The 17,890-nt window shown below is 33.6% G+C and carries 14 protein-coding genes; all 14 read right to left on the bottom strand.

Going from position 1 to position 17,890, the window contains the following annotated elements; all coding sequences use genetic code 11:
- Nucleotides 1–21: 21 nt before the first annotated feature.
- Entirely contained in the window at nucleotides 22–2,049 is a 2,028-nt protein-coding gene (locus tag ABEB31_RS19980) for a hypothetical protein (protein ID WP_347053428.1), read from the bottom strand.
- 78 nt (nucleotides 2,050–2,127) lie between these two features.
- Nucleotides 2,128–2,874 carry a 3-oxoacyl-[acyl-carrier-protein] reductase gene (gene fabG / locus ABEB31_RS19975; RefSeq protein WP_347053427.1) on the bottom strand — a complete coding sequence of 249 codons (747 nt, stop codon included), beginning with the start codon at nucleotides 2,872–2,874 and terminating at the stop codon, nucleotides 2,128–2,130.
- Between the two features lie 546 nt (nucleotides 2,875–3,420).
- Nucleotides 3,421–4,764, bottom strand: a complete 1,344-nt coding sequence (locus tag ABEB31_RS19970) for a DUF4302 domain-containing protein (protein WP_347053426.1) — start codon at nucleotides 4,762–4,764, stop codon at nucleotides 3,421–3,423.
- A gap of 22 nt (nucleotides 4,765–4,786) precedes the next feature.
- Nucleotides 4,787–5,644, bottom strand: a complete 858-nt coding sequence (locus tag ABEB31_RS19965) for a zinc-binding metallopeptidase (RefSeq protein ID WP_347053425.1) — start codon at nucleotides 5,642–5,644, stop codon at nucleotides 4,787–4,789.
- Nucleotides 5,645–5,665: 21 nt separating this feature from the next.
- Nucleotides 5,666–7,153 carry a RagB/SusD family nutrient uptake outer membrane protein gene (locus tag ABEB31_RS19960; RefSeq protein WP_347053424.1) on the bottom strand — a complete coding sequence of 496 codons (1,488 nt, stop codon included), beginning with the start codon at nucleotides 7,151–7,153 and terminating at the stop codon, nucleotides 5,666–5,668.
- Between the two features lie 14 nt (nucleotides 7,154–7,167).
- Nucleotides 7,168–10,881 carry a SusC/RagA family TonB-linked outer membrane protein gene (locus ABEB31_RS19955; protein WP_347053423.1) on the bottom strand — a complete coding sequence of 1,238 codons (3,714 nt, stop codon included), beginning with the start codon at nucleotides 10,879–10,881 and terminating at the stop codon, nucleotides 7,168–7,170.
- 224 nt (nucleotides 10,882–11,105) lie between these two features.
- Nucleotides 11,106–12,221, bottom strand: a complete 1,116-nt coding sequence (locus ABEB31_RS19950; protein WP_347053422.1) for a FecR family protein — start codon at nucleotides 12,219–12,221, stop codon at nucleotides 11,106–11,108.
- A 90-nt stretch (nucleotides 12,222–12,311) separates the two neighbouring features.
- Entirely contained in the window at nucleotides 12,312–12,917 is a 606-nt protein-coding gene (locus ABEB31_RS19945; RefSeq protein ID WP_347053421.1) for an RNA polymerase sigma factor, read from the bottom strand.
- A 524-nt stretch (nucleotides 12,918–13,441) separates the two neighbouring features.
- The gene (locus ABEB31_RS19940) at nucleotides 13,442–13,870 is read right to left on the bottom strand and encodes a hypothetical protein (RefSeq protein ID WP_347053420.1); all 429 of its coding nucleotides are present in this window, start codon (nucleotides 13,868–13,870) and stop codon (nucleotides 13,442–13,444) included.
- 140 nt (nucleotides 13,871–14,010) lie between these two features.
- Nucleotides 14,011–14,883, bottom strand: coding sequence for a succinate--CoA ligase subunit alpha (sucD, locus tag ABEB31_RS19935; RefSeq protein WP_133523977.1), 873 nt, complete (start codon nucleotides 14,881–14,883; stop codon nucleotides 14,011–14,013).
- 86 nt (nucleotides 14,884–14,969) lie between these two features.
- A complete protein-coding gene (locus ABEB31_RS19930; protein WP_347053419.1) occupies nucleotides 14,970–15,332 on the bottom strand; it encodes a nuclear transport factor 2 family protein in 363 nt (120 codons plus the stop codon).
- Nucleotide 15,333: 1 nt separating this feature from the next.
- Nucleotides 15,334–16,263 carry a UDP-3-O-(3-hydroxymyristoyl)glucosamine N-acyltransferase gene (locus tag ABEB31_RS19925; protein WP_347053418.1) on the bottom strand — a complete coding sequence of 310 codons (930 nt, stop codon included), beginning with the start codon at nucleotides 16,261–16,263 and terminating at the stop codon, nucleotides 15,334–15,336.
- A 118-nt stretch (nucleotides 16,264–16,381) separates the two neighbouring features.
- Entirely contained in the window at nucleotides 16,382–16,948 is a 567-nt protein-coding gene (gene efp, locus ABEB31_RS19920) for an elongation factor P (protein WP_347053417.1), read from the bottom strand.
- Between the two features lie 100 nt (nucleotides 16,949–17,048).
- Entirely contained in the window at nucleotides 17,049–17,834 is a 786-nt protein-coding gene (gene lpxA / locus ABEB31_RS19915) for an acyl-ACP--UDP-N-acetylglucosamine O-acyltransferase (protein WP_095951251.1), read from the bottom strand.
- Nucleotides 17,835–17,890: the final 56 nt, after the last annotated feature.

Raw genomic sequence — 17,890 nt, 5'->3', positions numbered from 1 at the left:
TTTGAATCTTTGTTACTTAATTTAAAGCAACCCATTATATTTTCTCAGGAACCATTCTGTAGTCAATAAAATGGCAATTAAAATCAAAAGCCAAACCCAGTCGATAATGGGCGTTTTACTTGAAATATTTTTCTCTATTGATTTGTATTCGTTGTTTTCTAAGAGCGTATTGATTAACTGGTCTGCCTGATTTTCAAAAAAAGCTTTTCCGTTTGTTTGTTGCGCCAATTGTTTTAATTTCTCAACATCCGGATTTACAAATTGCTTTTCGATATCAAAATCTAAAATTTCAAAATGCCCGGCGTAAGAGGTGTTCGAATTTAGTTCTTTTACTGTAAAGTTATATTTTCCGGCCGGAAGTCCTTCTAAGTTAGCGGAGAAAGAATTACTGCCTTTTAATAAATCATAATTTTTAGTTTGCTTTGTGGCTGCATTTACAACACTAATTGTAAGTCTCGCTTTTTCGTCAAATTCATAATTTTTATTGAAATATTGGGCATTGATCACAATTTCTACTCCGGAATTGTAAAAACTTTCGTGTGTTACCACAAGTGATTTTTTAGAATTTGCTGATGCTAAATACTGAATGATTTTATCCATAAAGATATCGTATTTTTCAAAAGACTGATTGTCAACGTGACTTTGCAGGCGCCATTTCCAGCTATTTTCCCCTAAAAGAAAAGCCGTTCTTTTCCCTTGATTTTCGGCGAAAGCCAACAAAGGAGCATTTGTGGCAACATTTCTGATTTTCGAAGAAAGTAAAACAGAAACATTTCCATTTGTGGAAATAGTCCCAAACGGATTTTGTACTGGAGGAAAATTTTCAAATCCAATATTATCAATGGCAAAAAGATTAAAATCAGAATGAAATTCAGAAAGAAAATCTTCTCTTTGTCCACTCATTTTAAAGACTAAATTATTTTGCTGTTGGTTTAAAAAATTAAAGTCGGTATTGTTTCCCGTTATAATAAATGTGTTTGTAGTTTTTAATTTATTATTTTCAAAAATGGCTTTGAAAGCTGTCGTAGGCTGATATAAAACCAAAATAGAAACATCTTGTAACTCACTAATTTGATTTGGTTTAACTAAAACTACTTTACGTTGTGCATTAACTTCTATCGAACGTTTTAATGCTGCAATATCTGGATGGTTTATTGCTGATACAATCGCAATAGTTGATTTTTGATCAATTACTTCAACTGCAAAATTCTTGATATTATTATAACTGTTTTTTTCTTTTGCTGTAGATTGTACACTCGCTTTATAAATTTGTAATCCCACTTTATCAGCCGGCAAAAGTAAATTTAACGAAGCTGTTTTTTTTGAAGGAGAAAACGAAACTTTCTCTTTAGCCACAATGGTATTCCCCTGCGAAATAGTAAATTCTGCATTTTGAGTTTTTGTTCCTGCGTATTGCAGAAAAACTTCAACCGGAAATTTATTTTTATGAAAAGCGTATTTATTTACGTTTAACTGATTGATTTTTAAATCGAAAAACGTAGTTGTATCTCCTACAACCAAAGGATAAACTTTATTGACAGGATCAAAACGATATACATAATCGTTTCCTGTAGTCTGATTTCCGTCTGTAATTATTACGGTTGGAAAAATCAGATTTTTGTTGATGTTTTTTAAATTTTTAGCGGCTTCGTCTAAATTGGTCTGATTTCCTTTAAAATCAAATTTATAAGAAGGCTTAAATTCAGCATCAAACTGGTAAGACTGAATTTCAAATTTTTCTTTTAAAGCAGGATTTGAAACGATTTTTTTATACAATTCAACAACCTTTTCATCTGATTTTAAAGCTGCTATAGAACTCGAATTATCAACAACAATTGCCAAAGGCGTTTTGGTTATTTCAAGCGAATTCTTGGTAATTATCGGATTGATTAATAAAACCAATAATCCGAAAATGGCGAGAAAACGTAAAAAAGCCAAAAGTATCATCACATTGGACTTACTTTTGGCTTTAAAAAAATATTGTAAGTACGACAAACCACCAGCAATTACTAAAGAAAGCAATAATAAAAGAATCGTGTTTGTAGTCATATATATTATGTTTATTGTTTTTAGTTTATAGTTTTTGGTTGCAGAACAATAAACAAAAAACCATAAATAGTTAACTTATTAAGTAAGCATTCCACCACAAACGTTAAGAACTTGTCCTGTAATATAACCGCTCATGTCTGATGCCAAGAAAAGACAGGCATTTGCTACATCTTCCGGACTTCCGCCACGTTTTAACGGAATACCTTCTCTCCATCCTTTTACTACATCTTCTGATAATTTCGCCGTCATTTCTGTTTCTATGAATCCCGGAGCGATTGCGTTGCAGCGAATGTTACGGGAACCTAATTCAAGCGCAACAGATTTTGTGAATCCGATTGCTCCTGCTTTTGAAGCGGCGTAATTGGTTTGACCTGCGTTTCCTGAAACTCCCACAACAGAACTGATATTGATAATAGAACCTGCTCTTTGTTTTAAGAATGTTTTCTGAATCGCTTTTGTCATATTGAAAACTGATTTTAAGTTTACATCGATTACCTGGTCGAAATCTGCTTCAGACATACGCATCAACAAATTGTCTTTTGTAATTCCGGCATTGTTGATTAAAATATCAACTGTTCCAAAATCTGCTAAAACTGCATCTACAAAAGTCTGAGCTTCATTAAAATCAGCCGCATTTGATTGGTATCCTTTTGCTTTTACACCTAATGCATTCAATTCTGCTTCTAAAGCTTCTGCAGAGGCTGCAGATGAACTATATGTAAATGCTACGTTTGCTCCGTGTTTAGCAAAAACTTCAGCAATTCCTTTTCCAATTCCGCGACTAGCGCCTGTAATGATTGCTACTTTTCCTTCTAGTAATTTCATATTAAGGTATTCGTTTTATTTTTTGAAGTACAAATATAGCGTATTTGGGCGTTTAATAAAATTTGTAATACAAAATTTGGATTAGAATTTATTTTATCTTTCAATGAAAAAAGACAGCTCATTAAATGAACTGCCTTTACCAAAATAAAAAAATAAAACTAAAATTTTAAATGTGATTTTGTCTTGTTATAAAAAACATAATTCCAAGAACTACGGCAACAATCATCATTCTGTAAATAGAAAATTTAAACTCATTTGTCCCTTCCGCACGATCTTCCTTCTTTTGGCGTATCAAATTCCAAATTGTAAAAGGAATGATAACAATTATAGACACATATAAATAATACCTAACGTATTCATAATATAATTCTGTGAGACATAAAAGTACAATGCCCCATTACACAAAAATAATGTTAGTCGTTGTTACGTGTTTCATTATAATTTATTTACAGATATTAAACATTCTTTTTAAGTTCTGTTTCTGATTTCTTGATTTAGAAAAAGCAGTTCACTGAACTGCTTTTTCTCTATATAAAAACCAAAATCTTATAATTGATAACCGGTCATTCTAAAACTATTTGCACCACTTGTCATAGTGTAAATAACATTTGTGTACGTAATTTTAAAGTTTTCTTTCTTAATATAAAACCCTTTTGGAGTTAAAAATTCTTTGTCAAGATCTGTTAAGAAAGCTCTTCCGGCTGCTGCAGTATTCCACCCGTCATCCATTAAAACGATGGTTTTATTTACAGCATCTTCTTTGGTAGTCAGCCAGTGAACAATCGTAGCTTTTCCGCCATTAAACTGATACTGAATGTAAGTACCGTTTGGAACGTTATTAAATACAATCTGAACTCTGGCAATAGATTGTGCTGCAGGCAAGGTTGCGTTTACTTTATTAATTAAAAACTTAAAATACTCGCTTGTTGTAGGCGCATTGTATAAGTTAGCCGCAATGTAACTTATAACCATTTGTGGGTTTCCTTTACCGCTCAGAAAATTTCTGTAATCGTCTGTCACAATTGGAGGTACGGTAGTATACTTAATAGTTGCACTCACACCGTTTGTACCTTTTGCTACAAAATTATTGGTGGCACTTTCATAAACGAAATCAGTCAGTTTTTGGCCTTTTACATCTAATGGAAGTTTAGAAAAAGCCCCTGTCGGGTTAAATGAAAAAGCCAGATCGTAGCTTTGATTCACCGCTGGGTCTAAAGAATATCCGGTACCAAAACGTGCATTAGTATTATAATCAAAATCATAACTTTTTACAGTTGAACCGTCATTAATTTCCAACAATCTAAACAATGGGCTAAACATATCGCCTGTTATATTTTTAATTATTGGTGTGTTATTTGGTAAATCTGTCCAGTCTTTTGCAGTTGCTTTTACAAAGCGCAACATGTGGCCATTTCTATTGGTTTTAAATAGGATATCGCCGTCTTTTTGTCCATAGTAAAAAAACTGGAAATCACCTAAATAACCTTTTGCAAGAAGTCCGGCAGTAGGATAATTGGCTGCATCAGATAAAAGATGTATTCTGTTTTTGGTTGTAAAAACAAGACTTACAGTACTTCCCATCTGGATTTCGTACTGACTTCTGTACGTTCCCGTATCACTGTTAAAGTCTGAAGCCATATCCACTTTTCCTTCCGGAAGAAATTTAAATAAATGCGTCCAGCCTCCTAATTGCGTACTGTCTGTGTAATAAACTGCTTTCCAGCCCTCTGAAGAAGAAAGTAATAAATCATTCAGTTCTTTTTGACGGCCCGCTATTCTTTCTGTAGCATTTTGATCAAATTTTGATTCTACTTCCGGACTTGAACATGATGCTAACAGCACGGCTGCCAAAGCAATCATTAAATAATTATATATATGTTTTGCTTTCATAATATTTATTTTAGAAAAATTATTAATTATTTATTACAGCATCTGTGTTTTTCTGAGCTTCATCTCTTAGAGCGTAAAAATCAATATTATAAGCATCTTTATAATATTTTACTACAATAGCTTCTTTTGCTTTTATGTTCGCTTTTGCAGTTGCATCTGTAATACTTGCCAAAATCGCATCATATTCTGCTTTTGAACTAGTCAAAATTGTAGCAGCAGTTTCCGCGAAATCTTCGTAAATATTTAATCTTGCATAGCTTGTAATAAAACCTAAAGATCTTGAAGTTGCAATTGCCTCTACATACCAGCTTGTTGTATACCCCGTTGGCGTTAATTTTGCCCACGCCTGCTCATCAAAAGGTTTTGTCTGGTTTAGAATATGTACATACTCATGCTGAATAGTATGAATAAACTGTGTTACGCTTGCTCTGCTTTTTTTGTTTAGATTATCAATCTGAAAAAGAGAAACTTTCTGTCCTGCTTCTGCAAGTCCAAGTGTAACAGTACCATTTGTATTTAGATTGATACCTCCTACCAATACAAATTCTCGTGGTGCAATTTTTTTAACGAAATCTGCTCCTCCAATAGTAGAATAACTATCGATCCAGATTTTTTTAACTACTTCCATTGCCGGCTGTACCTTTTCGACCTGCGGTGGATACAGATATTTATTATTGTCTACCAGATTTTGATTCCACTCATAATAAACATTGATGTTATAGGGATCCAGAAAACTTGTGGTAATCCATTTATCCAACTCTGTTTTTTCGGGTGTTGAAAAATCTAACTGGCTTTCTTTTGGCTGATCTTCGTGTGCGCAGGCAGACAGAAGTAAAACTCCCGCAATTATTACTGTTTTATATGTCTTTAATATTTTCATAGTACTTTCTAATTAAAAAATTTACCTAGGATTTTTTTCAATACCGTTATCCGAAGCTCTTTGCGGAATTTGCAATGCTCTCCTTTTATCGTCTTTTTCAAGAATATTCTTCTTAACTATTTTCCCAAATTCTAACGTATTGTGTTCTACTACAAGATTAAAACGTTTAATATCGAACCATCTGTGCCCTTCACGGATAAAATCTCTTCTGCGTGCTTCTGTAATAGCCTTGATGTAAGAAGTTTGTAAATCTGTCAAAGCATAAAATGGTGTAAACTCATTTGGAACAACAGGATATTTAGTAGTTACAACGGCCTCATTTAAGATGTCTGTTGCAGGATTATATCCGCTGGTTCTGGTTCCTAAAAAGTAACCCAGTTCCGTATTCGCTTCTGCTATTCTGTTTTTCATTACCAATGCTTCAATTCTGTTCAGATACATTTCATCATAACTAAATAAAACTGTGGCAGTGTAAGGCTCACCGGTGCGGGAGGTTAAATTGGTGTATTTAAAATATTCATACAATTTCGGGACAAAAACATTGATACCTCCAAAATACTGGCCATTTGGTCTGATCAGGTGTGCTTTACCCCACATATTAGTCTGAGTACCAAATATTTCATCAGATCTATTGCCCGGAAGCGCAAATCTGTAAGATGCAGATCGGTTTGCAACTGAATTTGGATAAGCTACCAGCAAATTAGTTTCCTGCTCTGCTTTTGAGTATTCAATTGGCATTTGTGCAAAAGCAACAGCATTAAAAGCAGCATAATTTCTAATTTTTGCCGGTTTAGAACCAATGCTTTCAGAAAATTCTAATACTTTGTCCCAGTCTCCTTTTATCAGATAAAAACGACAGGCAAAAGCTCTTGCTGCTTCAACATTAAAGTGATATTTTGGTTCCTTGTATTCATTGGTTATATACTTTAAACCTTCGGTTATATCCTGTTCAATAAAGTCATAAACTTCTTTTATCGTATTACGTTTGTACTTTACCAATAAGGCAGTTTCTGGTTCTTTAATGTAAGGAACGCCTAATTCTGTTGCTGCAGTAGCCGGATTATAACGGTTTGCCCACAAAGAAACCAACATAAAGTGAGAATATGCCCTAGCAATTAAGGCTTCTCCTTTTTGCGGATTTAAACTGGATGGATTTCCTAATTGCTCAATTGCATCAAGCGCTATGTTTGCGGAAGCGATCGCTCCATAGGCTGCTGACCAATATTGAGATTCAGAATCTGTACCAATCTGTGTATGCATCTGCCAGTTAAAACTTTCCTCGTTGTACAAACTGGGAGCCTGAGTAGTCTCAGTATCAAAAACATTATCTGACATGGCTTCTGCAAACGGCGTAAATGATCTGTTGGGATAAGCAGTAACTAATAATTCGGAGATTTTTTCCGGTGTATCTATTTTGGTTCTGTTATCTGGTACTTCTGAAAGAAAATCATCACAGCTGGTAATACTAGTTAATAGTATTAATGATAACATTATTTTTATATTTTTCATAAATCAGTCTATTATTATAATGAAATATTTATAGCAAAAGTATATTGTGACGTAATTGGAAAAGCAACTCCTCCAGTATTACGGAATTCAGGATCTTGTCCGTTCAATTTCTTGTCTGAATAAATCAGCCAAGGATTTACTGCTGAACCTTTTAAAGTAAATGAACTCACACCCAGCTTTCTTTTAAAGTCATTTGGAAATTCCCAGCTAAGTGAAATGTTTTTCAATCTCACAAAGTCACCACTCGCAATTCTTACATCAGAGAAATTGTAAGTATTATATGCAATCTGCAAGTCATTTTCTCCATAGTTTCTGTTTAGTAATCTGTCTGCAATTACAGGAACATTGGTAAAGTTCTCGTCTCCGGGATTAATCCATCTGTTAGAAAATTCTTTTGTAAATACGGTCTGATCTGTGTATTTGTTACTGTAAACAGGATTTAATCTTACTTTATTTCCTCCTGATCCTACTACAAATACATAAAGTGACCAATTTTTATACGTAAAAGTATTAGCAAGACCAATTGATTTATTTGGTTCTACCGATCCTTCATATTTCAAATATTTCGTAACATCATTTGTATCCTGAAAATTAGCCTCAGTAATATTATTTTCAGCACCATCCTGAAGAATAAATGTTGGTAAACCTTCATTATTTAATCCTTGAAACTGATAAGAATACAAAGAGTTTCTTGGATGTCCTACTGTATTTCCTCCATTTGCTGCAATCAAATCAAAAACAGCTGGTTTATTTGCTAATTTTGTGATTTTTTGATCGTAAACAGAAAAATTTAATGTCGTTGACCATCTGAAATCTTTCGAAATAATATTCTGAGTAGTAAATCCAAGTTCAATACCTTTTGTTTCCATATCTGCATTATTTCCTTGCTTAACAGATTGTCCGCCAACGCCTGATGTAATTACATAATCAATAAGATCAAATGCTTTACGTCTGTAAACATCTGTTGTAAGCTGTACTCTGTTTTTAAACATTCCCAGATCTAAACCAATATTAGTCTCGTATTGTTTTTCCCAGGTAAGGTCCTTGTTTTGTAAATCCTCAATTCTAATGGCGTTTTCTCTGTCTGAAGTTGAAAAACGATCTGTAATAAAACTTTTGAAAATTGCCAGTGAGTTTGTTGCAGGTCCTGCAGTTGCTGTTAAACCATAAGAAGCTCTAAGTGCAAGGGTATTTACAGTTTCAGAATTTTTCATGAAATTTTCTTCTGCAATATTCCATTTACCACTCACCGTGTAAGTTGGCAGCCATCTCGAAGAACCTGTATCTCCTTGTCTGTTAGAACCATCATAACGACCCGTAATAGAAGCTGTGTAACGACGATCGTAAGTATACCCTACTTTTCCGAAGAAACCAACTGTACGCTCTCTTTCATTTCCGAATTCATAATACGAATTTCCTTCGTTTACCAGTTTTTCAATCATTTTAGGATCAATAAACGAGCTAAGTCCTTTTTCGAACTGTAAACCTACGGCAGTAAAATTGTCACTGTTTCTGTCTACCGATCTAAACTCTGTACCGAAGAAACCTTCTAATTCATGTTTTTCATTTAAAGTATTTCTGTAAGTGATACTGTTTCTAATGTTATATGAAGTCAGATCATTTGTGAATTTTCTTAAAAATCCGCCATTTGGCAATACAGAAACTTTTGGTGCAGTTAAATCGTTTGGATTTTGATATAAAAACACGTTATCTCTCTGAATTGTGGTGTTCAAAGTTTCACCTACACCAGCATTATAAGCTCCCACAACATTCGAATCTTCATAAATTTTATGTTCTCTTGACGTATTTGCATAACGTGCAGAACCAGTAAAATTATACGTTAAGTTCTTAGTTAGTTTATAATCTAAATCTGCCTGAAAACGAATATCTTTTACCTTAATATCTAAGGTATTATTTTCTAATTCGTTGATGATATTCATTGGAGCCCAGTTATTTTGATAATACTCTAAGTTACCATTATCGTCATACGGTCTAAGCGTTCTGCTCGTACTCAATACATAATTAAATGGGTTGATATCAAAATCTCTGCTTACTTTTCCAAATACAACATCATTTTTACTTTCATAAGCACCCGGAGCCTGTTGGTCACGTGCAGAAGCCAGCGTAGATAATGTAATATTTAATCTGTCATTAATATAAAAAGTACCTTTTATGTTAGAAGATAATTGTTTAACATTGTCGGCAATAGTCCATCCCGGATCTGTATAATATCCCAAAGAAGCATAGAAAGTATTGTTTTTTCCTCCTCCTGAGAAGCTTAACGAATGATTTTGAGTGATAGAAGGTCTGAATAAGACTTTGAACCAATCGGTATTACCTAATTCATATTTTTTCAAAAACTCATTTACGTATGGCTGCTCATTTCTAACACCATATTGCCCGTTTGAGCTCTCGTAAAGATTAATTTGTTTTGCTAAAATACCATATACACCACTAAATCGAGCCGTTAATGAAGAACTTTGATCCAAATATCCTTTTGCTCTCATTTCCTGAAAAACACTCATGGATTCCTGAGAATTCAAAACGTCATATTGTGTATAGCTCGGAACTGTTCGTACAGTATTTTCAACAGAATAATTAATTTTTAGCGGAGAATCTCTTCTTCCTTGTTTTGTTGTCACTACTACAACTCCATTTAACGATCTTGAACCATAGATTGAAGTAGCAGATGCATCTTTAAGAATTTCAATACTTTGAATGTCATTTGCATTCAATCCTGCCACAGCAGAACTTAATAATGTAGCTGAGTTTCCAGATGCTAAATCCTCAAAAGTGACATTGATAATATCTTCCTGAACAACACCGTCAATTACCCATAATGGTTTTGTATCTCCAAAAATGGAAGAGGAACCACGAACGGTAATTTTAGGAGTTGCACCAAAAGAACCTGTAACGTTTTGCACAGTCACACCGGCAGCTTTACCTTCAATCATTCTGCTTACATCTACAACTCCGTCCACTTTTAACTCTGCACCGGAAATTTTACTGATTGCTCCCGTAAAAGTTCTTTTTGAAGTTTTTTCGTATCCGGTAGTTACAATAACCTCTTTTAAGTTTTGTCCGGCTTCTGTCAACACAATAGTAGGTGTTGTATTTTCTGTTCCTATTTCTTTAGTCTCCATACCTACATAAGAAATAACCAGACGATTTACATTGGCAGGCATTTCGATTGAAAAATTTCCATCAAAATCTGTTAAAACAGTAATCTTGGTTCCTTTTGCCATTACAGTTGCACCCGGAAGCGGACTCCCGGTCTGGTCTGTAACTTTTCCTTTAATGATCGGTCCAAAGGTTAAAAGCTCAAACAAAGAATCGTGATTATTTGACGTAGCAAACGAACCAGCTGCACTTTTTTGAAGCACAATCTGATTGCTTACTTCTGAAAAAGTAATATTAAATGGCACTAATATTCTACTGAGAATACTAGCCAAAGTTTCCTGATTTGCTTCTATACTTACTTTTTGAGTAAGTTGAGGAAGTCGTGAGTTATAAGAAAATTTTACATGAGCAGATTTTTCAATCTTAGACAAAGCGTTATCTAAACTTAAGTTTTCGACTATAATTGTAACCTTAGTATCTAATTTTTTCTGCCCATTTACATTATTTGCAAATGTCACACTTGAAAATACAAGCGCTAACACAAACTGAAACAGCGTTATTTTCATGATTTGGTGAAGTAATCGTTGCTTGACAACAGGTTTTTTCATAATTTTGGTTTGTTTTGATTAATACTATTCGAGTGTATTCTAAGAAACATCATAAATTACCCTTTACAGAGAGTGATTTATCAATCTAAGTGTCGATTATGTTACAGCATTTTCGGCACTTTTTATGTATTCATTTTTTACATAGGCAGTTATCTATTTTTTTTAGTTTCGACAATCAGTTTTTATTTTGGTTTATCTTTAATTAATCAGACAATTATAATTTTCTAGTTACAGCCGGAAGTTATAATTACAATCTGATTACCATTCATTTCATAATTTGTGTCGTTGCCAATACTTTTGCAGATAATTTTCAGCTTTTCTGCCAATGGCTGATCACTTAGTGAAGTGGTTAATCGGCAATCTTTCAACTTTTCGTGTGGAAAATCAATATCAACCAAATAAGCCTGCTCTATTGTTTCAAGTATCTGAGCTACAGGAATATCGTTAAATTCAAAACTAAGTTGTTCAATATTTCTAACGCTGTTTACCAGAACAGGATCTTCGGTAATGTTGGTTATTTTATTGAACACAAAATCTTTACGCACAAAACGCAGCGCCTGATTTGGAAGTAAAACAATTTCCTGTTCTTCGTTGGCACTTGCCAAATCATTTGATTTTACCCTTACTTTACCGGTGCGAACAAGAACTTCAACATTTTGCTGGTCTGGATAAGCTTTTATGCGAAAACTTGTTCCAACTACTCTCGTAACGATTTCGTTAGCATAAACGAAAAAAGGCTTTTTAGGATTTTTACTAATTTCAAAGAAACCTTCGCCGGATAAATAGACCTTTCTTTCGTTTCCGGTAAAGATTTTAGGGTAACTCAATTTACTATTTGGTTGTAATAATACCGAACTGCCATCCGATAAAGTGATGATTTGTGATTTCTCGGAATTATTGGTTTGTTCGACCAAGCCTTCATTATTTTCCTGAACCAGTTCATTATAAGTAACAATATTATCATTGTCTAATACGTCATTTCTGAAAAACCATATTGAAAATATGCCGACTAACACAGCTGCCGCAATGCCGCTGATCCAGTATCGTTGTATTTTAAGTTTTTGAATTTTTGAATTCTTTTGAGAAAGTTCTTCCCGTTGCTCAATTTTAAGCCAGGTTTCCTGTAAGGCCTGATGAACCTGATGGGAAGATAATGTAGAATCCGGAACTCTCATTGCCAACAATAAAAGGCGTGCATCTTCTACTAATTTAGCTCTGTTGAGATTTTCTAATGTCCATTCTTCCCAGCCTTGTTCATCAACTTTAGATAAAATCCACAATTGAAAAGATTCATCAGAAAGGAAGTCTTCTATTTCGGTATAATTGTTACGTTTTTGCATCTTACTATTAAGGTTACAAAAACATAGAGGACATTTTTTTTATTATATACTCACCTATTTAAGATTTTTTTTTGATTATTTCTTAAAATTTTAAAAAAGTCCTGAAGATATAAGGACTAAAAGAGGAATACTGCCTTTCCATTCTTTTCTAAGACTTAATAAACCACGGTGCAGAAGATTGCTGGCCGACTGGTAATTTACATCCAATAAATCGGCTATTTGCTCTACACTTAATCCCTGATGGTAACGTAAATACAACGCTTCCTTCTGGCGGCCAGGCAAATCGTTTAATAATTTATTTAAATAAAGAACACGCTCGGCAGTAATTTCATCTTCGACCAGATTATTTTCAATAGAGAAATCAAAGAGAAACTCTAAAACATCTGTCGTAGTTGTTTTTCTAAAAACATGATCTCTCTCATGCAGACGCGCAATCCTTTTTCTAACACTCGAAAGTAAATATGCTTTTACGATTACATTATTCTGTAACGCGTTACGGTAAAGCCATATATCTGCAAAAACATCCTGAATACAATCCTGAACTTTTTCAGCAAATGGACTAAGAGAGTTTCCGTAACTAATTAAGTCTTTATAATATTTTTCAAAAAGTAAAGAAAATGACCTCTCATCACCATTTTTCAAATTATTCCAAAGAATAAAATCATCTGACATCTTGTTGTTTAAAATTTGGCTCATATAAAAAACTTTGTGGCGTAAAAATCAAATTATTTAAGCAAATCTATTTCTTAAAATAATATAAATTGTTACAGGAATTAATTGTATAATTTAAAATTTGATTCATAAACCAGCCTTTCGTGAAATATTTCATTTAACAAGTATTAAATAATAATTTTACATGGATAGCAATTTCATTTATACTAAATGAAATCAAATTTTAACATTATTTTTTGTTTTTGTGTGATAAATATAGAAAAGCAAACTAATAAAAACCAATTAATTACAAAATAATGGTGTTTTTTCTAAATTTATCAGTATTTGCCTTATATTTTTTATTTAAACTTAATTTTACCCTAATTTAAATTTTAAATAACAAACGGACTTATTCTCTGTACTGAAAAAGAATATTTAAAGAAATTTTCGTTTCATACAAATTTAAATACAGAAAGTATTTTTGATACATGCATTGAATTGCTCAATTTGCCCCAAAAAAAAAGCCTCACAATTTCTAGTGAGGCTTTAATATTATTTTAATTATTGAATTAAAATGCTACATTCCATCGTGGTAATTTTGCATTTCCATCTAAGAAATTTTGCAAGACTTGTCCTTCTACAGCAGTTGGAATAGCTTTTACATCTGCATTGAAAGTTTCGTACCACACAACTTCAAGAGAATCAATACTCTCCAGTTTCATTTGAGCCGGCCAAGAGTATTTTCTTCCTGTTTTAGCAAACTGATGTCCGTTTACGATTTTATCGTACAATCCGCCATTCTTGCTTTTCAAAGTCCCGTCATTCTGTACAGTCCCGGTTGAACCGACCATTATCAGTTCTTTATCAGCACCTACAACAGCATATACAATAAAAATTCCGGCACTTCCTTCCGGAGCGTTGCAAACTTCTTCTAAACTATCTTCTATTGTAAAAGTAAAACTATTGCTTACTTTAAATTTTTCTAATTCTATACTCATATTTTTATTTAAGCCTCTGAGATACTGAGGTTCTAAGATGCTACGTTTTTTTTATTTATACCTCAGTATTTTTTAAAATGGAAAAAAGTCTCAACAAAATATTGAGACTTTTTTCCATTTATTATCTAAGATTGGAATTATTATCCAAGTACTTCTTTTACTTTTTTACCAATTTCAGCTGGCGAATCAACAACGTGGATTCCGTTGTCTCTCATAATTTGTTTTTTAGCAGCAGCAGTATCATCAGAACCACCAACGATAGCACCTGCGTGCCCCATTGTTCTACCAGCAGGAGCAGTTTCTCCAGCGATGAAACCAATAACAGGTTTACGGTTTCCATCAGCTTTTACCCATTTAGCAGCATCAGCTTCAAGTTGACCTCCAATTTCACCAATCATGATAATAACCTCTGTTTCAGGGTCATTCATTAATAATTCAACAGCTTCTTTAGTTGTAGTTCCAATAATTGGATCTCCACCAATACCAATAGCTGTAGTGATTCCTAAACCTTGTTTTACAACCTGATCTGCAGCTTCATAAGTTAAGGTTCCAGATTTAGATACAATTCCAACTGTTCCTTTTTTGAAAACGAAACCTGGCATAATACCCACTTTAGCTTCTCCCGGAGTAATTACACCTGGACAGTTTGGACCAATTAATCTTGAATTTCTTTCTTTAACATAATTATTTGCTTTAATCATGTCTGCTACAGGAATTCCTTCTGTAATAGCAATAATTACTTTAATTCCAGCATCAGCAGCTTCCATAATTGCATCAGCAGCAAAAGCAGGCGGAACAAAAATGATAGAAGTATCAGCACCAGCTTGATCAACAGCGTCTTTTACTGTATTAAAAACCGGACGGTCTAAATGGCTTGTACCACCTTTTCCCGGAGTTACACCACCAACAACATTAGTACCGTACTCAATCATTTGAGAAGCGTGGAAAGTTCCTTCGCTTCCTGTAAATCCCTGAACAATTATTTTGGAATCTTTATTAACTAAAACACTCATGATATATATTTTATGTAGTTTTTAAATTTGTGTTGCAAAAATAAGGTTTTGTAATGTATTTTGACTCTTTTATTATCAAAAAAATATTAAGAAAATTGACTCATCTGGTAACCTCTGTAAAGTTTATCATCTTTTATCTGCCAGATTGTTGAAAAATGCGCTAAAAGCATTTCTTCTCTCGGATTTTCGATCGTTTTAACAAAATGAGAATATCGTACTGATACTAAATCATCTTCGGTAAGAATGTGAGTAATTCTGACCTTAGAACGCACGTAAGCACGACTCAGTTCGTTTGCCATTTCGAGAATGGAATTGTAGTCCATCTGAATAAAACCTTTACTGCTGTTCCATTCTAAAATAACATCAGGATGCAGATATGTTTTTAAAATTTCACTATCGATTAAGGCATCTGACTTATAAAATTTCTGAACAAACTCTTTAATAGACATATTACTTCAATTTATTTAAAATTTCAGGAATCTTCTTGATATTGGCTAGTTGTTTCAATTTTTCTCTCGACTCTTCAATTGGAGTACCAAAATATGATTTACCTCCTTCTACTGATTTCGTAACACCAGTTTGCCCCATTACAACTGCTTTGGCTCCGATTGTGATACCACTAGTTGTTCCTACCTGACCCCACAACGTTACTTCGTCTTCAATAATTACACAGCCTGCTATTCCGGTTTGCGATGCAATTAAACATTTTGTACCAATAACCGTGTCGTGGCCTACATGAACCTGATTATCGAGTTTGGTTCCTGCTCCGATTGTTGTGTCACCTGTCACTCCTTTATCGATTGTACAAAGGGCTCCAATACCAACATTATCTTCAATAACCACTCTACCGCCAGAGATCAACTGATCAAAGCCTTCTGCTCTTTTTTTATAATAAAAAGCATCAGCACCTAAAACAGTTCCCGCATGAATAATTACATTATCTCCAATTATGGTATGATCATAAATGGATACATTGGAGTGAATTAAACAATTCCTACCAATTTTAACATTATTGCCAACAAAAGTATTGGGCTGAATAACCGTTCCTTCACCTATTTCTGCTGTAGGAGCAATCGATACATTAGCAAACTGAAAAGGTTTAAAATGTCTGGTAAGAGTATTAAAATCCCTGAATGGATCATCAGAAATCAGTAGTGCTTTACCTTCGGGACATTCTACTTCTTTGTTAATCAAAACAATAGTTGCAGCAGATTGTAAAGCTTTATCGTAGTATTTGGGATGGTCAACAAAAACAATATCTCCAGGTTCCACAACATGTATTTCGTTCATGCCTAAAACCTGAAAGTCCTTATCGCCAATAAACTTGCAGTTTAGCAAATTTGCAATTTCCTCTAAAGAATGACTCTTTTGAAATTTCATAAATTATAATTAGAAAATTTGTCAATTGAAAATGAGTCAATTAGAATATGAATATACAAAATTATGTTCATTCACACATTATCTAATTGACTCATTGTCAAATTTATCTTAATTAAAACTACTCTTTTACACGCTCCATGTAAGAACCTGAAGCTGTATCAATTTTAATTTTATCTCCTTCATTAATAAACAAAGGTACATTTATAGTAGCACCTGTTTCGACAGTTGCAGATTTAGTTGCATTTGTTGCTGTATTTCCTTTTACGCCTGGTTCTGCATAAGTAACTTCAAGAATTACAGATGTTGGCATATCTACAGATAGTGGTAAATCAGTTTCTGTATTAATCTGAACCATAACATTTGTTCCTTCTTTTAGCAAATCCGGAGCATCTAAAATGTTTTTATTCAAAGAAATCTGCTCAAATGTCTCAGCGTTCATAAAGTGAAATTCATCACCTTCAGGATACAAAAACTGGAAAGTATGTGTCTCAACACGTACATCCTCGATTTTATGACCTGCAGAAAACGTATTGTCTAATACTTTTCCTGATGTAAGGCTTTTAAGTTTTGTTCTCACAAAAGCCGGACCTTTACCCGGTTTTACATGAAGAAATTCAATAATTTTATAAATGTCGTGATTAAATTTAATACACAATCCGTTTCTAATATCTGATGTAGATGCCATTTGTTTTTGTTTTATTTAATATTGTTTAATCGTGTAATCGTTTATTTGTCTATTTGAATTCGATTAACGATTAAACAAAAAACGATTAAACTTTTATTTTTTAATAGTTTCCTGAATAACCTTTCATAATTCCTCGTGATGAATTTCTGATAAAATCAAGAATTTCATCTCTTTCAGGAGTTGCTTCCATTTCAGCCTCAATAATACTTAACGCCTGAGTGGTATTGTAGTTCTTTTGGTATAAAATTCTGTAGATTTCCTGAATTTCCCTAATTTTTTCAGTACTAAAACCTCTTCTTCTTAAACCAACAGAATTAATTCCTACGTAAGACAAAGGTTCTTTTGCTGCTTTTGTAAAAGGGGGAACATCTTTTCTAACCAAAGACCCTCCTGAGATCATAGCGTGATCTCCAATGTGAATAAATTGGTGAATTGCAGCCAGACCTCCAATAACAGCATGATTACCAACCACTACGTGACCTGCCAAAGCAACACCATTCACAATAATAGCGTTATTTCCAATTTCGCAGTCATGCGCAATGTGAGCATAAGCCATTACCAAACAATTATTTCCGATTACAGTCTGCCCTGAAGCAATTGTCCCTCTGTTTATCGTTACACATTCTCTTATTGTACAATTATCACCAATTATAGCAAGGGAATCTTCACCACCAAACTTTAAATCTTGTGGTACTGCAGAAATTACGGCCCCGGGAAAAATGTTACAATTCTTTCCAATACGGGCTCCTTCCATAATCGTCACGTTTGAACCAATCCAAGTACCATCACCAATAACAACATTATTGTGAATTGTTGTAAATGGCTCTATTACAACATTTTTAGCGATTTTCGCGCCTGGATGAACATATGCTAATGGTTGATTCATCTGTATGTTTTATATTTTTAATTAAAATATTCGGATTTGAAGCAACAAACCTAAAC

The sequence above is a fragment of the Flavobacterium olei genome (assembly GCF_039749035.1).
Lineage (GTDB): Bacteria > Bacteroidota > Bacteroidia > Flavobacteriales > Flavobacteriaceae > Flavobacterium > Flavobacterium olei.
Note: the sequence above shows the minus strand (reverse complement) of the source record. Positions and strands in the feature narration are given on the sequence as shown.